A 14,986-nucleotide genomic window follows, 5' to 3' on the forward strand; every position below is an offset into this window, starting at 1 on the left:
CAGCGCGGCCGGGTCGCGGCCGACCAGGGTGGGACTGGCGCCTTCGCGGGCGAAGGCCAGCGCCGCCGCCAGCCCGATGCCCTTGGACGCGCCCGTGATGAGCACGCGTTTGCCTTCAAGCTGCAGGTCCATGGCGGGTTCCTTCGCGTGAGCCGCGCGGCTCACTTCAGTTGCACGAGTACGAATTCGTTGCCGTACAGATCGATGAAATGCGCGTACACCGCGACGGCGTCCTCGACGGGCTCGCGCGTGAAACGCACGCCCTGCGCGGCGAAGCGCGCGTGGTCGCGGCGCGTGTCGCTGGTGTAGAACACGCCCACCGGCTGGCCGCCGGTCTGGTCGCCCACGCGGTCGCGCTGCGCCTGCGTTTGCGCCTGCAGCAGCCATACGCCCACCGAGGGCTGTTCGGGCAGGCGCAGGTGCACGTAGCGCTGGGCGCCGACGGCCATGTCGACGAAGACCTCCATGCCCAGCTTGTCCTGGTAGAAGGCGATCGCGGTGTCGTAGTCGGTGACCAGGATGACGAGTCGGCCCAGCGCGTGCATATCGTTGTTCTCTTGAGGGTGTAGGGAAAGCGTGCGCCTATGCTAACCGGTTCCGCCCGCCTTGGTCCGGCGGGCCGGATCGGGCCCTCCGTCTTAACCCGCCTTGCGCAGCGTGAGGTTCAGACGCAGGCTGCCCAGGCGCGGATGCGGCCTGTCCTTCAGCGGCAGCACGCCGTGGAAACGCAGGCGGTCCGCGCCACCCCAGACCACCACGTCGCCGTGGAACAGCGGCACGCGGGCGGCGGGGTCCGAGCGCGCCAGGCCACCGAAAAGAAACACCGCCGGCATGCCCAGCGACACCGACACGATGGGCGCGCTGAAATCGCGCTCGTTGCGGTCCTGGTGCAAGGACATGCGCGCGCCCGGCTCGTAGCGGTTGAGCAGGCAGGCGTCCGGTTCGAAGCCGGCAAAGCCGGCCGCGGCGGCGGCCTCGCGTCCCAGGGCGGCGAAGGCCGGCGGCATGTCGGGCCAGGGCCGCCCCGACAGCGGGTCGGCCGGCGTGTAGCGGTAGCCGTCGTGGTCCGTGGTCCAGCCCAGCCGGCCGCAATTGCTCAGTGCGACAGACATCAGATGGCCGCCGGGGGTTTCCATGCGTCGGAACGGCGACTGCCGGATCACTTCGTCCAGGGATTGCAGCAGGGCGTCGGCGACGGGCAGGGCGTAGCCGCGCAGCACCACGGATCGCGGGCCGATGGATTCGCTGCGGGCGGGCTGGGGGTCGGCCTCGTCGAAAAGATCCAGGTTCATGCTCATGATGTTCAGTATGCCGCCGCGCGGGCTGAGGCGCGCTCCGCTTGTTGCGTCGCGTCCTGGCTGTGATTACAGCAAGGACTCCACCGGCAGCAGCGAGATGAACCAGACCGACAGGCGCTGCCAGACGCTGGCGCCGGGTTCGCTGTCATAACGTACGGTCTGGCCGTCGTCGCGCAGTTCCAGCCAGTAGACCTTGCCGCGTTCGTCCAGCAGCGCGCGATAGGCCGTGGTCGGCACGTCGCGCGTGAAGGCCGTCGAGATCTGGCCGGCCAGCCTGGGACTGTCGATGATGAAGCCGAGTTCGGTGTTGAGCCTGGCCGAGCGGGGATCAAAATTGAACGAGCCGACGAAGATGCGCTGGCCGTCTACCGCGAAGGTCTTGGCGTGCAGGCTGGACCCGGAGCTGCCCAGCGGGCCCAGGTTCTTGTTGCGTCCGCCGCCGGCGGCGCGCTTCATTTCGAACAGCTCCACCCCGCCCGCCAGCAGATCGGCGCGGCGCCTGGCGTAGCCGGAGTGCACGGCCGCCACGTCGGTGGCTTCCAGCGAGTTGGTCAGCACGCGCACCCGCACGCCGGCGCGGGCCATGTCGCTGAAGGCGCGCGTGCCGGATTCGCCGGGCACGAAGTAGGGCGACACCAGATCCAGTGACTGGGTGGGCTTGCCGATGATCTCGTGCAACTGATGCGGCAGCATGGCCTCTGGCGGCGCGGTGCCCAGGGTCTTGCGCGGATCGTCGCTGACCATGCGCGTGGGCGCCCATTCCAGTTCCAGCTCGCCCTTGAGCAACTGACGGATGAAGGGCAGGGCGCGCATGGCCTCGGCATAGGCGGCGGCGTCGGACGAGCGTTCCATGTCGTCGGCGCGTCGCTTGAGCAGGTCCAGCGCGCCCGCCTCGGCCGGCTTGAGCAGGCGCGCCACCGGATAGGCCGAGTCGCTGGCCCAGTAACGGTCGAAATCGGCGGACACGTCCTGCACCGCCGCGCCGATCGCCAGCACGTCCAGGTCGGTGAACAGCACGCCGTTGGCGGCGCCGAAATATTCATCGCCAACGTTGCGGCCGCCGATGATGGTGGCCTGGTTGTCGGCGGTGAAGGACTTGTTGTGCATGCGCCGGTTGAGCCGGCTGAAGTCGGTCAGGTAGCCCAGCGTCTTGGGCCAGCGCAGCGCGAAGGGGTTGTACAGCCGCACTTCGATGTTGGGATGTCCGTCCAGCGCGGCCAGCTCGCGGTCCAGGCCCGAGGTGCCGTTGTCGTCCAGCAGCAGGCGCACGCGCACGCCACGATCGGCGGCTTCGTGCAGCGCTTCGAGCAGCATCATGCCGGTCATGTCGCCGCGCCAGATGTAGTACTGCACGTCCAGGCTGCGCTCGGCGGCGCGCGCCAGCATCATGCGCGCGGCGAAGGCGTCGTGGGCGTCGGCCAGCGGGTGGATGCCGGACAGGCCGGCGTGGCCGGCGGCGACGGGCGCGATGGCGCGGCCCAGCGGGGTGGCCGCCGCCGCGTCGGGATCGAGCGCCTGCGACTGGCTGCGCTGTTCCTGCGAGGGCAGGGCGCAGCCGGCCAGCAGGCCCAGGCAGAGAATCGGCATGATCAGGTATCGAGCCAGGAACATGGGCCCTATTGTGCCGAATTCGGCGGGGCGTGGTTGACGGGCGGAGCGGACGCGGGCTCGCTTGACGGAATTTCTTATTTGAGAAAAAATCCCAAATATGGAAAATAATCCCGAATTCGATCACGGCCTGGACATGCGCATCGCCTCGCGCCTGAAGGGCCTGCGCCAGGAACGCGGCTGGTCCCTGGACGAACTGGCCGGCCGGGCCGGCGTCAGCCGCGCCACGCTGTCGAGGCTGGAAAACGCCGAGGTCAGCCCCACGGCCAGCGTGCTGGGGCGGCTGTGCGCCGCCTACGGCCTGACCATGTCGCGGCTGATGCTGATGGTGGAAGACGACTTCGCGCCGCTGGTGCCCGAAAGCGCGCAGCCGGTCTGGGTCGATGCGAGCGCGGGCTTCCGGCGCCGCTCGGTCTCGCCGCCGGCGGCCGCGCTGGCCGGGGAAGTGCTGGCCTGCGAGCTGGACGCCGGTGCCCGCATCGAATACCCGCAGCCGCCGCGTCCGAATCTGGAACACCATCTGCTGATGCTGGAAGGCGCGCTGCACATCACCGTGGATGGCCGCCGCCACGGGCTGCGTCCGGGCGACTGCCTGCGCTACCAGCTGGCCGGAGCCAGCCTTTTCGAGACGCCGCGGGACAGCGGCGCCCGCTACCTGCTTTTCATCGTCTGAACCACAACGTCTACAGGTGCTACATGCCCGACCATCTTGCCTCCCTGCGCATGGCCATGCTCTCGGCCGCCGAAACCGAAACCCTGCTGCCGGAACTGGCGGAGCTGCTGCACGCCAGCGTGCACGCGGGCGCCAGCGTCAGCTTCGTCCTGCCGTACAGCCCGGACGACGCGCTGGCGTTCTGGCGCGACAAGGTGCTGCCCGGCGTGGCCGGGGGCGGCCTGCTGTTGGTGGCCGCCTGGCAGGACGGCAGGCTGGCCGGCGCGGTGCAGCTCGATTGCGACACCCCGCCCAATCAACCGCACCGCGCCGAGGTGCGCAAGCTGCTGGTGCATCCGGATTTCCGGCGCCAGGGCATCGCGCGGGCCTTGATGGCAAAGGTCGAGGCGCTGGCCGTGGCTGCCGGGCGCAGCCTGATCACGCTGGACACGCGCACCGGCGATCGCGCCGAGCCCTTGTATGCCTCGCTGGGGTATGTGACGGTGGGCGTCATCCCGGGCTTCAGCCGCGATTCGCATGACGCGCACCGGCTGGACGGCACCACCATCATGTACAAGCAGCTGTAGCCGCCCTTGCGCGGGCGTCAGGCCAGCGGCTTGAGGCCCACGCTGTACGGGGGCGCGTTGCCGCGCGCGGCGGCCTTGATCTTCAGCATCGAGCCGCCGGGCGTGAACTCGAAATCCTGGTAGGGCACTTCGAACCATTGGTGGAAGCTGGTGCGCGAGAACTCGGGCACCCAGATCTTCGGACGCTTGGCGTCGCAGTGGAATTCCACCAGCGTGCAATCAATGCCCAGCGGGCGAGTATTGCCGATGCGGTAGCTGGCGCGCAGCTCCGCGCTTGCGGTGGCGCCGGGCCGCCAGACGAGGCCGATGGATTCCATGAAATGTTCGATCGCCTCGATGCCGCGATACATAGCTGACTCCGGATTACGGGCGCGGGCGACAGGCCCGCGAAAAACCGCCGCCCGGCGGGGCGGCGGCGCACAGACCGAATTATCCGTCATTCCGGGGGCGTGCAGGGGCGCGGGCCGGCTGACGAGCCGTGTACGGACGGATCCCGCGCCCGGTTTCAGGCCGGTTCGCAGAATCTCAGGATGGCCTGGGCCACCGCCTGCGGCGCCTCGCGTTGCGGGAAATGGCCAATGCCGTCCAGCACGCGGCGTTGATAGCGGCCGCTGAAATAAGCGTCCTTGCCCTCGGACGTGGCGGGCGAGTTGCAGGCGTCGGCCCCGCCGTGCAGCACCAGGGTCGGCACGGCCAGCTCCGGCGCGGGCGTCAGGCGCGCGGCATCTTCGGCATAGGCCGGGTCGCCCTGGGCGTGGCCCCAGCGCTGGCGATAGGAGTGCAGCACCACCTCGGCCCAGTCCGGATTGTCGAAGGCGCGGGCGGCTTCGTCGAAATCGGCTTCTTCGTACCAGCCGGCGGGCGACCAGGTGTCCCACATGTAGCGGGTGAATTCCCGCCGGCTGTCACGGACGGTGGCCGCGCCCCTGGGCGTGGCCATGAACCAGTGGTACCAGTAATTGCGTGCCTGGGACAGCGGCACGGGTTGGTCCGGGCTGTTGGTGCCGTAGCCGACCGATAGCAGCACCAGGTGCGAGGCCGCGTCGGCGTCCAGGCCGCAGGCGTTGCCCGCGGCGCGCGCGCCCCAGTCGTGGCCGACCAGCACGGGGCGCTCCAGGCCCAGCGCCGAGCGGAAGTCCAGCAGGTCGCGGCCCAATGCGGCCAGTTCGCCGCTGCGGGGCGTGTCGGCGCGCAGGAAGCGGGTCGGGCCGAAGCCGCGCAGCGCCGGGCAGAGCACACGGTAGCCCGAGGCGGCCAGCTTGTCTGCCACGCTGTTCCAGCATTCGGGGCTGTCGGGCCAGCCATGCAGCAGCACGGCGGTGCGCGCGCCGGCCGGATTCCATTCCAGATAGGCGATGTCCAGCTGCGAGGTCTCTACGTGGTGATAGGCGGACATGGTGGAGCATTCCTGAGAGTCGTCACGCTTGGATCATAGGAGCGTTGAAGATCTTGATTGGTGAATAATTCCGCGTTGTTGTCCACGAATCATGACCAAAGACTTGCTGTCGGCGGGCGACAGCGGCGGTTGCCGGCGCGTCGGTGCTCCGTCCGGCGCGGCCATCCGCAACGGTTCCAAATCCGGCGTCAATCGCCGCGATTGAACAAACCAAATGGACGTCCTGATGGCCTGCGGCCAAGATGAACCCCTGCTGTTTCCGCGCCGCCGGCCTGGCGGGCGGCGAGCGCATCATCTCAGCATGGAGAAAACATCATGACGGATTTTGTTCAAGCATTGGTCAGGGCCGAACTGTCGCTGTTCGGGGTTGTTGCAGGGGAGCCCGCGCAGGACGAGGCCGCGCCGGCGCTGGCGGCTGATGCGCCGGCCTTCGACGCCGGGCACTATCGCAGCGCGCTGGGCTGAAGCTGTTTGGCGGGATTGCAGGATTAGGCAGGTTTCCCGCAAGAACGCGGCTGTACGCCGCGCGCCTCGTTTTCTAACATTCCTTTCCATGGCGCGGCGCCATCCGGCCCGCGCCGGGTTCTAGGGAAGGGATGAGCATGGAATCCGGAAAAATCTGGTTTGTGACCGGGGCCTCCGCGGGATTGGGACTGGCGCTGGTCAAGGCCCTGCTGGAGCAGGGCCATCGCGTGGCGGCGACCTCGCGCGACGTGGACGCCCTGCTGGAAGCGACCGGCGCGGCGCTCGATGGCCGCCTGCTGCCGCTGGCCGTGGACCTGGGCGATGAACGCAGCGTGCGGCGCGCGGTCGACGCGGCGCATGCCGCCTTCGGCGGCCTGGACGTGGTGGTGAACAACGCCGCCTGCGCCGCGCGGGGGCCGCTGGATCAGCTGTCCGACGCGGCGCTGCGCGAGGGTTTCGATATCGGCGTCTTCGGCGCCATGAACGTGATACGCGCCGCCATGCCGCGCCTGCGCGCGCAGCGTGGCGGGCATGTGTTCAATGTGTCGTCGATCCTGGGCTTCGATGGCGCGGCTGAGGGCTGGGGCGCGTACAGCGCGGCCAAGTTCGCGCTGGGCGGCCTGACCGAGGCCCTGGCCGTCGAAGCCGCGCCGCATGGCGTGCGCGTCACGCTGGTCTACCCGGGCGCGGCGCGCGTGCCGGCCCAGGTCGCGCGTACCCTTATCCAGGCCTCGCAGGCCCAGTACGCGCCACGGCATCTGTTCCTGGGCCGGGACGCCTTCGATCAGGCGCGCATCAAGATCCAATCGGTGCAGCAAGAGCTGGCGCGCTGGCGCGAGATGTCGATCGCCATCGGTCCGCTCGACGAGCGCCGCCTGGCCGCGTGAGGCGCGGGGAAGGCGACGCGGGGCGTCAGGACGCAAGCACCCCCGACCGCTTGGCAAGCGGCCTTGCTCGCCCCTAGGAATGGCTCGCGCCAGCCAGACCCTGGAAAACCTGGTAGATGCCCAGCAGCGCCAGGCTCGCCATGAAGCACAGCTTGAAGACGCGCGGCGACAGCCGGCCGCGCAGCCATTGTCCCAGTCCCATGCCCAGTAGCGCGGGCAGCAGCATCAGCAGCGAAGCGCCCGCCGCATCCGCGCCGTAGCTGCCGTTCAGCCACAGGCCCGCCGCCAGCGCCAGCGTGGACACCGAGAAGGAGATTCCCATGGCCTGGATCAGCCCGTCCTTGCCCAGGTTCAGCGCCTGCAGATAGGGCACGGCCGGGATCACGAACACGCCGGTGGCTGCGGTGACCAGTCCCGTCGCGGCGCCCACCGCCAGGCCCAGCGCGCCTTCGCACCGCTTGGGAATGGAGGGTGGCGAACCGAACAGGCCCCAGGCCGCGTACAGGACCAGCGCGACGCCCAGGCATACGCCTGCCCAGACGCCGGATGGCGCGCCCAGCCACCAGGCGCCCGCCAGTGTGCCGGCGCAAGCGCCCGCCTGCATGCCGGCGATGCGGCGCCAGATCGGGCCGAAGGTCGCGGCGGGCCGCGCCTGCCACAGGTTGGTGACCAGCGATGGCACCACCAGCAGCGCGGCGGCTTGCGCGGGCGCCATGATCAGCGCCAGCAGGGCCATGGAAATGGTGGGCAGCCCCAGCCCGACCACGCCCTTGACTACGCCGGCCAGGAGGAACACGGCCGCCGCCGCGGCCGCCAGCAGTGGCGTGGCGCCGGGCATCATCAGGTCGGCGGGACTCATGGCCGGGCCTCCCGGTGGTCGGTGTCGACTGCCGAGGCTATGGAAGAGACTGATGGCAAGGCAGGCGCGGCAAGATCGGAATAGCGGGTGGACGTGGTTCGGATTTGCATGGAGAACACCGGAATAAAGGTTGTGGATGCGGGCGTGTCGTTCATTTTCGGCGCGTATCCGGCGCGGCCCTATCGGGAACTTGCGTATGCCGGGTTCGGAAATTCCATAGCCTGCGGTGCTACGATCCTTGCATGCGCTTCGATCTCACCGACCTGCGGCTGTTCCTGCATGTGCAGGAAACGGGCTCCATCACCGCCGGCGCCCGGCGTTCCAACATGACGCTGGCCTCGGCCAGCGAGCGCGTGCGCGGCATGGAAGACACGCTGGGCGTGCCCTTGCTGTTGCGCGGCCCGCGCGGCGCGGAGCCGACGCCGGCCGGGCGCACGCTGGCGCATCACGCGCGGCTGGTGCTGGCGCAGATGGACCGCATGCGCGGCGACCTGGACCAGTACGGCCAGGGCTTGAAGGGACTGGTGCGCGTGCAATGCAACACCACGGCGCTGAGCGAGCATCTGCCGCCGGTGCTGGGCGAATTCCTGCAGCGTCATCCGCGCGTGTCGGTGGACCTGGAAGAGCGGCCCAGCCACGAGATCGCCGACGCCTTGCGCGCCGGCACCTGTGACATCGGCGTGCTGGCGGACTCGGCCGATCTGGGCGGCCTGCGGGTGGCGGTGTTCCGCCACGATCCGCTATGCCTGATCGTGCCCTCGGGGCATGCGCTGGCCGCGCGCGGCGTCGTCGCGCTGGCCGACGCGGCGGACGAGGATTTCGTCGGGCTGGTCCAAGGCAGCGCTTTGCAGGAGCACATCGCGCAGCACGCGCGCCGCGATGGCAAGAGCCTGTCCTACCGCGTGCGGCTGCGCGGTTTCGACGCGGTCTGCCGGATGGTGGGCCAGGGCGTGGGCGTGGCGGTCGTGCCGCGCGCCGCCGCCGTCCGCCACGGGCGTTCGGCCGGCTTCCGGCGTCTGGATCTGAGCGATGACTGGGCCGCGCGCGATCTCGTGCTGTGCGTGCGCGGCGACCTGCCCGCCTATGCCGAGGAACTGGTGGCTCATGCCCTGCGCGGCGCGCCGGGCGCTACCCGCAGCGAGGCGGCGCCGGCGTCGGTGGAATAGGGGGCGGGGCTGGACTGTCCGAAGCGCCGGTTGTAGCGTATGAGGTTCCGGCCGCGCCGTGGGCTTGCCCTGCGGCGTCCGGCTGTCCCGCCGCTTCCCGCCACCTCTTGCCGTCCGAACCGCTATGTCCGACGTCATTGCCGTTTTTCCGATCGAGCGCGAGGATTCCCTGATTTGCCATGGCGCGGCCTTGCGCAAGGCCACCCGCCGTGTCTCGCAGCTCTACGATGCCGTGCTCGCGCCGTGCGGGCTGAAGGTGTCGCAGCATTCCATCCTGTCTCACATCGCGCGCGCCGGCGCGCCGTCCATGACCGACCTGGCCCGCCTGCTGGTGTTGGATCGTTCGGCGCTGGCGCACAACCTCAAGCCCCTGGTGCGAGATGGTTATGTCCGCACCACGCGCGACCTGCGCGACGGACGCAGTCGCCGCGTCGCGCTCACCGATGCCGGTTGCGAGAAGCTGACGCAGTCGCGCCGCCTGTGGACCGACGCGCAGGCCCGCTTCGAGGCCGCTTACGGCGCCGAGCGCGCCGTCGCGTTGCGGCGCGCGCTGGCCGAGATATTCTCCGAGGATTTCGCGCTGGCGTTCAGCCGGGGCTAGGGACGGACGCGGCGTGCGCCTGATGGTGTCCGCGCCTTAGCGCGGGCCGCGAGCGGAGGCGCGGTTCGACAGTCCCAGCAGCGCGATCGCCGCCAGCACGCAGGCCATGCCGGCGAGCTGGCGGGTCTGCAGCGCCTCGCCCAGCAGGCCCGCCGCCAGCAGTACGGCGCATACCGGCGCGACCGCGGTGAACAGCGCGGCTTCCGCGCCATTGCTGCGGGCGGCGCCCGCGTACCACAGCAGGAAGCCGCCCACCGTGGGCGCCAGCGCGTAATAGGCCACGGCCAGCACCGCGTCGGCGGGCAGCGCCAGCGTCCAGGGCGCCTCGGCCAGCAGGCTCGCCAGCGCCGAGGCGGCCAGGCCGATGGCGGTCATGATGGTCGACAGCGCGAGCGGCGGCACCGGCGTGCGCAGCCGCTTGTGCAGCAGGATGAACAGGCCTTCGCAGCACACGGCGCCCAGCACCAGCGCATTGCCCGCCAATGACGAGGCGCCTTCAGGGCCGGCGGGGCTGGCCATTGTCAGCCATACGCCCGCCGTGGCGATCGCGATCGCGACCAGCGTGGCGCGGCCGGGCCGTTCGCCCAGCAGCGTCACGGCCAGGGCGGCGGACACCAGCGGCAATGCGCCCAGGATGATGCCGGCGTCCACCGCCGAGGCGCGCTGCAGGCCGGTGATGAGCAGCACCGTGTAGCCCACGCTGCCGGCGGCGGCCTGCGCCGTCAGCAACGCCCAGTCGCGTGCGCCGAGTCGGGGCAGGGACGCGCCGGTCAGTTTCATGATCAGGAGGAAGCAGGGCAGGGCCAGCGCGAAGCGCAGCGCGGTGGCGGTGAAAGGGGGGAGCCCTGCCGCGATGATCTTGCTGGCGACCACCGTGCTGCCGACCAGCGCCATCGCGGCGGCCAGGCAGGCGTAGCCTTGCATTCGCTCGCCCGAGGATTGAAGTGGCTTGCTTGCTGCGCTGCTCATGGACGTCCGGCCTTTCCGTGGAAAAGCGTGCAGCGTAGGCGGACGGCCACCGGCGGGTCTTGAACGAAATTGCGGGGGGCTGCGAGCGGGCGCTCAGGCGGGACGCGCGGCGGCCGCGTAGCGGCCCGGCGACAGCCCGTAGGCGCGGACAAACAGGCGGGTCATGTGGCTCTGGTCCGAGAAACCGCCGGCCGCGGCCGCGTCGGCGAGCGTGGCGCCGGCCCGGATCCAGCCGCGCGCCAGCAACAGCCGGCGCTGGACCTGGTAAGCATGCGGTGTCATGCCGGTGTCGCGGGCAAAGGCACGCAGCGTCTGGTAGCGGCTCAGGCCGCAGGCGGCGGCCAGATCGGCCAGCGACAGGCTGGCTGCCGGATCGTCATCGATGCGGGCGCGGGCGTGACGGATGGCCGAGGGCGCGGATGGCGCGGCGGCGGCGCGGCGTCCGCCCGCCGCGCGCGCCAGCACGCGCAGCAGCAGCGCGTCGCAGGCCAGCGCTTCGGCACTGGCGATGGCTTGCGCATAGAGCGCCAGCACATCCCGGGCCAGGACGGGGTCGTCGAACACAGGCTGCGGAAATTCGAATTCGCCGGCGGGCAGGAACTCGCGGGCCGCTTCGGCGGCGACCGAGGGATCCAGGTAGAGCATCTGCCAGGCGCGGCCGGCGTCGCCCAGCGGCGCGCCGTCATGGATTTCACCGGGATTGACGGTGATGACCTGCCCGGCCTGGGCCTGCACCTGGCCGCGTCCGCTGTGCGAGGCCTGCGCGCCATGGCGGATCACGCCGATGCCGAACTGTTCGTGCGAGTGGCGTGCGAAGGTCCGGTTGCTGCGCGCGGCCACGGCCTGCACGCCGGCCAGGGCGCTGCGCTGCATGAGGAACTGGCTTGCGGGCATGGAACGGGCCGCCGGAAGGCAGGGAACGCGGGGCTTGCAGTATCGCGCGGCGCGCGGGCGCACGGCAAGCGCCCGGGCGGGCCGCGTCGGTCGGCGCCAGCGGCGCGCCCGAACGGGCCTCAGCGCAGGCCGTGCGTATAGACCTCGCGTAGCGCCGCCGAGAACAGCGCCTCGACATTGCGGCTCGGGCCTTCGTCGCGCATGAACAGCGAGATGGGCGGCATCGTCCAGTCCAGCGAGTAGGGCACGATGGCCACGCCGGCGATGCGCACCAGCTCCTCGGCGATATCGGCCGGCAGGATGGAGACGGCGCGTTCGTTGGCCACGATCATTTCGCCGATCAGCTTGGCCGAGTCGCTTTGCACCAGCGGCGTGGGCGGGGCCAGGCCGGCCCGCAGGAAGATGTAGGCCACCTGCTCGCGGATCGGGCTGTCGGCCGTGCCCAGGATCCAGTCCAGGTCCGCCAGCATGTTCCATTCCAGCCGCGAGCGGCCCAGCCGGGCGGCCAGCCGGCGACTGGCGATGAGCCGGGGCGGCTGGTGGTAAAGCGTCTCGAAGCGCATGCCGCTCAGGTCCACGGATGGCGTGGCCCAGCCGACCACGATATCCAGCGTATGGTCGCGTAGCTGGCGCAGCAGGGCGGGGCCCTGGCCCTCGTGGATGGTGGCGGTGATGCCGCGGCCTTGCGGCAGGGTGCGGCCGATGGCGGCCGACAGCATCTGGCCCGAGACGAAGGGAATGGCGCCGATGTTCAGGTGCGCCGCGTGGCCGGTGGCCAGCGCTTCCATTTCCTGGACCATGTGGCCCAGATCGTGGACCAGGGCGCGGGCGCGCGCCAGCACCACCGCGCCCAGCGGGGTCGGCGTCATGCCGCGCGCGGAGCGCTCGAACAGCGGCACGCCGAACATGCTTTCGAGTTCGGACAGGGCATTGGTCACGGCCGGCTGGCTGGTCGCCATCTGCTCGGCGACCCGGGTCAGCGACCCGTGCTGCTCGATCTGCAGCAGCAGCATCAGGTGCCGCATCTTGAGGCGCGAGCCCAGTTTCCGGACGACTTCCTCGGGATTAAACGAGGTCATATATTGGGGTCATAGCCATGGCATAAGTTTTTTATGATTGAACAATATTAAAACCTTATGAATACCTTATGCCATTGGGCCTAGAATTTTTCCATACTTCAAGCCCAAGGAGGCATCGCCCCATGAATTCCCCATCCGACCGCCAGGCAGCCCTGGACTATCACCAGTATCCGGTCCCCGGCAAGATCTCGGTCGTGGCGTCCAAGCCGCTGGTCAACCAGCGCGACCTGGCGCTGGCCTACTCGCCCGGCGTGGCGGCGGCCTGTGAGGAAATCGTGGCCGACCCGGCCAATGTGTTCCGCTACACGGCGCGGGGCAATCTGGTGGGCGTGATCACCAACGGCACGGCGGTGCTGGGCCTGGGCAATATCGGGGCGCTGGCGTCCAAGCCGGTGATGGAAGGCAAGGCGGTGCTGTTCAAGAAGTTCGCCGGCCTGGATGTGTACGACATCGAGATCAACGAGACGGACCCGGACAAGCTGGTGGAGATCATCGCCGGTCTGGAGGCGACGTTCGGCGGGATCAATCTGGAGGACATCAAGGCGCCGGAGTGTTTCACGGTGGAGCGCAAGCTGCGCGAGCGGATGAAGATCCCGGTGTTCCACGATGACCAGCATGGCACGGCGATCTGCGTGTCGGCGGCGTTCATCAATGGCCTGAAGGTGGTGGGCAAGCAGATCGACCAGGTGAAGGTGGTGACCTCGGGCGCGGGGGCGGCGGCGCTGGCGTGCCTGGACCTGATGGTGGACCTGGGCCTGCCGCTGGAGAACATCTGGGTGACGGACATCGAAGGGGTGGTGTACGAGGGCCGCACGACGCTGATGGATCCGGACAAGGCGCGTTTCGCGCAGAAGACGGACGCGCGCAAGCTGGCCGAGGTGATCGAGGGGGCGGACGTGTTCCTGGGGCTGTCGGCCGGGGGCGTGCTCAAGCCGGAGATGGTGGCGGCGATGGGTACTCGGCCGCTGATCCTGGCGCTGGCCAACCCGACGCCGGAGATCCTGCCGGAGGTGGCGCACGGGGTGCGCGACGACGTGGTGATGGCCACGGGGCGCTCGGACTATCCGAACCAGGTGAACAACGTGCTGTGCTTCCCGTACATTTTCCGGGGTGCGCTGGACGTGGGCGCGACGACGATCACGCGCGAGATGGAAAAGGCGGCGGTGTACGCGATCGCGGAGTTGGCCGAGGAAGAGCAGAACGAAGTGGTGGCGGCGGCCTATGGCACGTATGACATCTCGTTCGGGGCGGACTACCTGATTCCGAAGCCGTTCGATCCGCGCCTGATCGTGCGGATCGCGCCGGCGGTGGCCAAGGCGGCGATGGAAGGCGGGGTGGCGACGCGTCCGCTGGCGGACCTGGAAGCGTACGAGGAACAGCTGCAGCAGTTCGTGTATCACTCGGGCGCCTTCATGAAGCCGCTGTTCTCGGCGGCCAAGCGTATCGTGCGCGGCGGCGGAAAATCCCGCATCGTCTTCACCGAGGGCGAAGATGAGCGCGTGCTGCGCGCCGTGCAGGTCATCGTCGACGAAGGCCTGGCGCGTCCCATCCTGGTGGGCCGTCCCGCCGTGCTGCTGTCGCGCATCGAGAAATTCGGCCTGCGCCTGCGCCTGGGCGAGGACGTGGAAGTCACCAACCCCGAATATGACGAACGCTTCCATCAGTACTGGACCACGTACTGGGAGCTGATGTGCCGTCGCGGCATCACCAAGGAGATGGCGCGCGTGGAAATGCGTCGCCGCCTGACGCTGATCGGCGCGATGATGGTGCACCTGGGCGATGCCGACGGCATGGTCTGCGGCACCGTGGGCGCCTATCACGACCATCTGCGCTTCGTTGATGAAGTGATCGGTCGTCGCCCCGGCGACAACGTCTACGCCGCCATGAACATCCTGCTGCTGAACGAGCGCACGGTGGTGCTGGTGGACACGCACGTCAACGACGAACCCACGGCCGAGCAGATCGCCGAATTCACGCGCATGGCGGCGCAAGCCATGCGCCGCATGAACCTGGCGCCGAAGGTCGCGCTGCTGTCGCGCTCGAATTTCGGCTCGGGCAGCTCGGCCTCGGGCGCGAAGATGCGCCGCGCGCTGGAGCTGGTGCGCCAGATGGAGCCGGACCTGGAGATCGACGGCGAGATGCACGGCGACTGCGCGCTGGACGAGGCGCTGCGCCTGCGCATCCTGCCTTCGTCCACGCTCAAGGGCGAGGCTAACCTGCTGGTGTGCCCGAACGTGGACTCGGGCAACATCGCCTACAACCTGCTCAAGACGGCGGCCGGCGGCAACGTGGCGGTGGGTCCGTTCCTGCTGGGCGCGAACGCGCCGGTGCACATCCTGACCTCCAGCTCGACCGTGCGTCGCATCATCAACATGACGGCCATGACGGTGCTGGACGCCAATCGCGCGGAAACGTCGGCCTGAGTCTCGCGCCGGGAACCCGCCGGCGCGAATCCGGCCAGCGGGTCCCGCAAGGTAGCGGGCCGCGCGGGGTTCGTGGCGGCCGTGCGATGAAAACAAAACGCC

The 14,986-nt window shown here is 69.5% G+C and carries 17 protein-coding genes; 7 read left to right on the forward strand and 10 right to left on the reverse strand.

Annotated features, from left to right (window positions below; genetic code table 11):
• The 4 genes from AC6LJ5_RS28190 to AC6LJ5_RS28205 all read right to left on the reverse strand — a co-directional run.
• Positions 1–132 (reverse strand): SDR family NAD(P)-dependent oxidoreductase (locus AC6LJ5_RS28190; RefSeq protein ID WP_498142245.1); only part of this gene is annotated, 132 nt, incomplete at its 3' end.
• Between the two features lie 29 nt (positions 133–161).
• Positions 162–545: a VOC family protein gene (locus tag AC6LJ5_RS28195; RefSeq protein WP_103276006.1), complete on the reverse strand. Its 384-nt coding sequence runs from the start codon at positions 543–545 to the stop codon at positions 162–164.
• Positions 546–638: 93 nt separating this feature from the next.
• Positions 639–1,292, reverse strand: a complete 654-nt coding sequence (gene alkB / locus AC6LJ5_RS28200) for a DNA oxidative demethylase AlkB (RefSeq protein WP_369869716.1) — start codon at positions 1,290–1,292, stop codon at positions 639–641.
• 72 nt (positions 1,293–1,364) lie between these two features.
• Positions 1,365–2,909, reverse strand: a complete 1,545-nt coding sequence (locus tag AC6LJ5_RS28205; protein ID WP_498142239.1) for a phospholipase D family protein — start codon at positions 2,907–2,909, stop codon at positions 1,365–1,367.
• A 97-nt stretch (positions 2,910–3,006) separates the two neighbouring features.
• On the opposite strand from AC6LJ5_RS28205, the gene AC6LJ5_RS28210 reads away from it, so the two are divergent.
• On the forward strand, positions 3,007–3,579 hold the full coding sequence (locus AC6LJ5_RS28210; protein ID WP_103276003.1) for a helix-turn-helix domain-containing protein: 573 nt from the start codon (positions 3,007–3,009) through the stop codon (positions 3,577–3,579).
• A gap of 23 nt (positions 3,580–3,602) precedes the next feature.
• On the forward strand, positions 3,603–4,145 hold the full coding sequence (locus AC6LJ5_RS28215; protein WP_498142240.1) for a GNAT family N-acetyltransferase: 543 nt from the start codon (positions 3,603–3,605) through the stop codon (positions 4,143–4,145).
• 17 nt (positions 4,146–4,162) lie between these two features.
• On the opposite strand, the gene AC6LJ5_RS28220 is transcribed toward AC6LJ5_RS28215, so the two are convergent.
• Both AC6LJ5_RS28220 and AC6LJ5_RS28225 read right to left on the reverse strand, forming a co-directional pair.
• On the reverse strand, positions 4,163–4,495 hold the full coding sequence (locus AC6LJ5_RS28220; RefSeq protein ID WP_103276002.1) for a hypothetical protein: 333 nt from the start codon (positions 4,493–4,495) through the stop codon (positions 4,163–4,165).
• 155 nt (positions 4,496–4,650) lie between these two features.
• A complete protein-coding gene (locus AC6LJ5_RS28225) occupies positions 4,651–5,541 on the reverse strand; it encodes an alpha/beta fold hydrolase (RefSeq protein ID WP_498142241.1) in 891 nt (296 codons plus the stop codon).
• Between the two features lie 315 nt (positions 5,542–5,856).
• Between AC6LJ5_RS28225 and AC6LJ5_RS28230 the strand changes: the two genes are divergently transcribed.
• Positions 5,857–6,006, forward strand: coding sequence for a hypothetical protein (locus AC6LJ5_RS28230; protein ID WP_199770917.1), 150 nt, complete (start codon positions 5,857–5,859; stop codon positions 6,004–6,006).
• Positions 6,007–6,143: 137 nt separating this feature from the next.
• Positions 6,144–6,893, forward strand: coding sequence for an SDR family NAD(P)-dependent oxidoreductase (locus AC6LJ5_RS28235; protein WP_392413770.1), 750 nt, complete (start codon positions 6,144–6,146; stop codon positions 6,891–6,893).
• 73 nt (positions 6,894–6,966) lie between these two features.
• On the opposite strand, the gene AC6LJ5_RS28240 is transcribed toward AC6LJ5_RS28235, so the two are convergent.
• Positions 6,967–7,752 carry a sulfite exporter TauE/SafE family protein gene (locus AC6LJ5_RS28240; protein ID WP_498142242.1) on the reverse strand — a complete coding sequence of 262 codons (786 nt, stop codon included), beginning with the start codon at positions 7,750–7,752 and terminating at the stop codon, positions 6,967–6,969.
• Positions 7,753–7,994: 242 nt separating this feature from the next.
• On the opposite strand from AC6LJ5_RS28240, the gene AC6LJ5_RS28245 reads away from it, so the two are divergent.
• Complete coding sequence (locus AC6LJ5_RS28245; RefSeq protein WP_498142243.1) at positions 7,995–8,918, forward strand: LysR family transcriptional regulator; 924 nt, start codon at positions 7,995–7,997, stop codon at positions 8,916–8,918.
• 124 nt (positions 8,919–9,042) lie between these two features.
• Entirely contained in the window at positions 9,043–9,519 is a 477-nt protein-coding gene (locus AC6LJ5_RS28250) for a MarR family winged helix-turn-helix transcriptional regulator (protein ID WP_103275997.1), read from the forward strand.
• Positions 9,520–9,555: 36 nt separating this feature from the next.
• On the opposite strand, the gene AC6LJ5_RS28255 is transcribed toward AC6LJ5_RS28250, so the two are convergent.
• The 3 genes from AC6LJ5_RS28255 to AC6LJ5_RS28265 form a co-directional block, all read right to left on the reverse strand.
• The gene (locus tag AC6LJ5_RS28255; protein ID WP_498142244.1) at positions 9,556–10,488 is read right to left on the reverse strand and encodes a DMT family transporter; all 933 of its coding nucleotides are present in this window, start codon (positions 10,486–10,488) and stop codon (positions 9,556–9,558) included.
• 93 nt (positions 10,489–10,581) lie between these two features.
• Positions 10,582–11,382, reverse strand: a complete 801-nt coding sequence (locus AC6LJ5_RS28260) for an AraC family transcriptional regulator (protein WP_103275995.1) — start codon at positions 11,380–11,382, stop codon at positions 10,582–10,584.
• Between the two features lie 119 nt (positions 11,383–11,501).
• Positions 11,502–12,461, reverse strand: coding sequence for a LysR substrate-binding domain-containing protein (locus AC6LJ5_RS28265; RefSeq protein WP_212316103.1), 960 nt, complete (start codon positions 12,459–12,461; stop codon positions 11,502–11,504).
• Between the two features lie 122 nt (positions 12,462–12,583).
• Between AC6LJ5_RS28265 and AC6LJ5_RS28270 the strand changes: the two genes are divergently transcribed.
• Complete coding sequence (locus AC6LJ5_RS28270; RefSeq protein WP_103275993.1) at positions 12,584–14,884, forward strand: NADP-dependent malic enzyme; 2,301 nt, start codon at positions 12,584–12,586, stop codon at positions 14,882–14,884.
• The last annotated feature ends 102 nt before the right edge of the window (positions 14,885–14,986 follow it).

The sequence above is a fragment of the Achromobacter sp. 1011791174 genome, assembly GCF_059760925.1.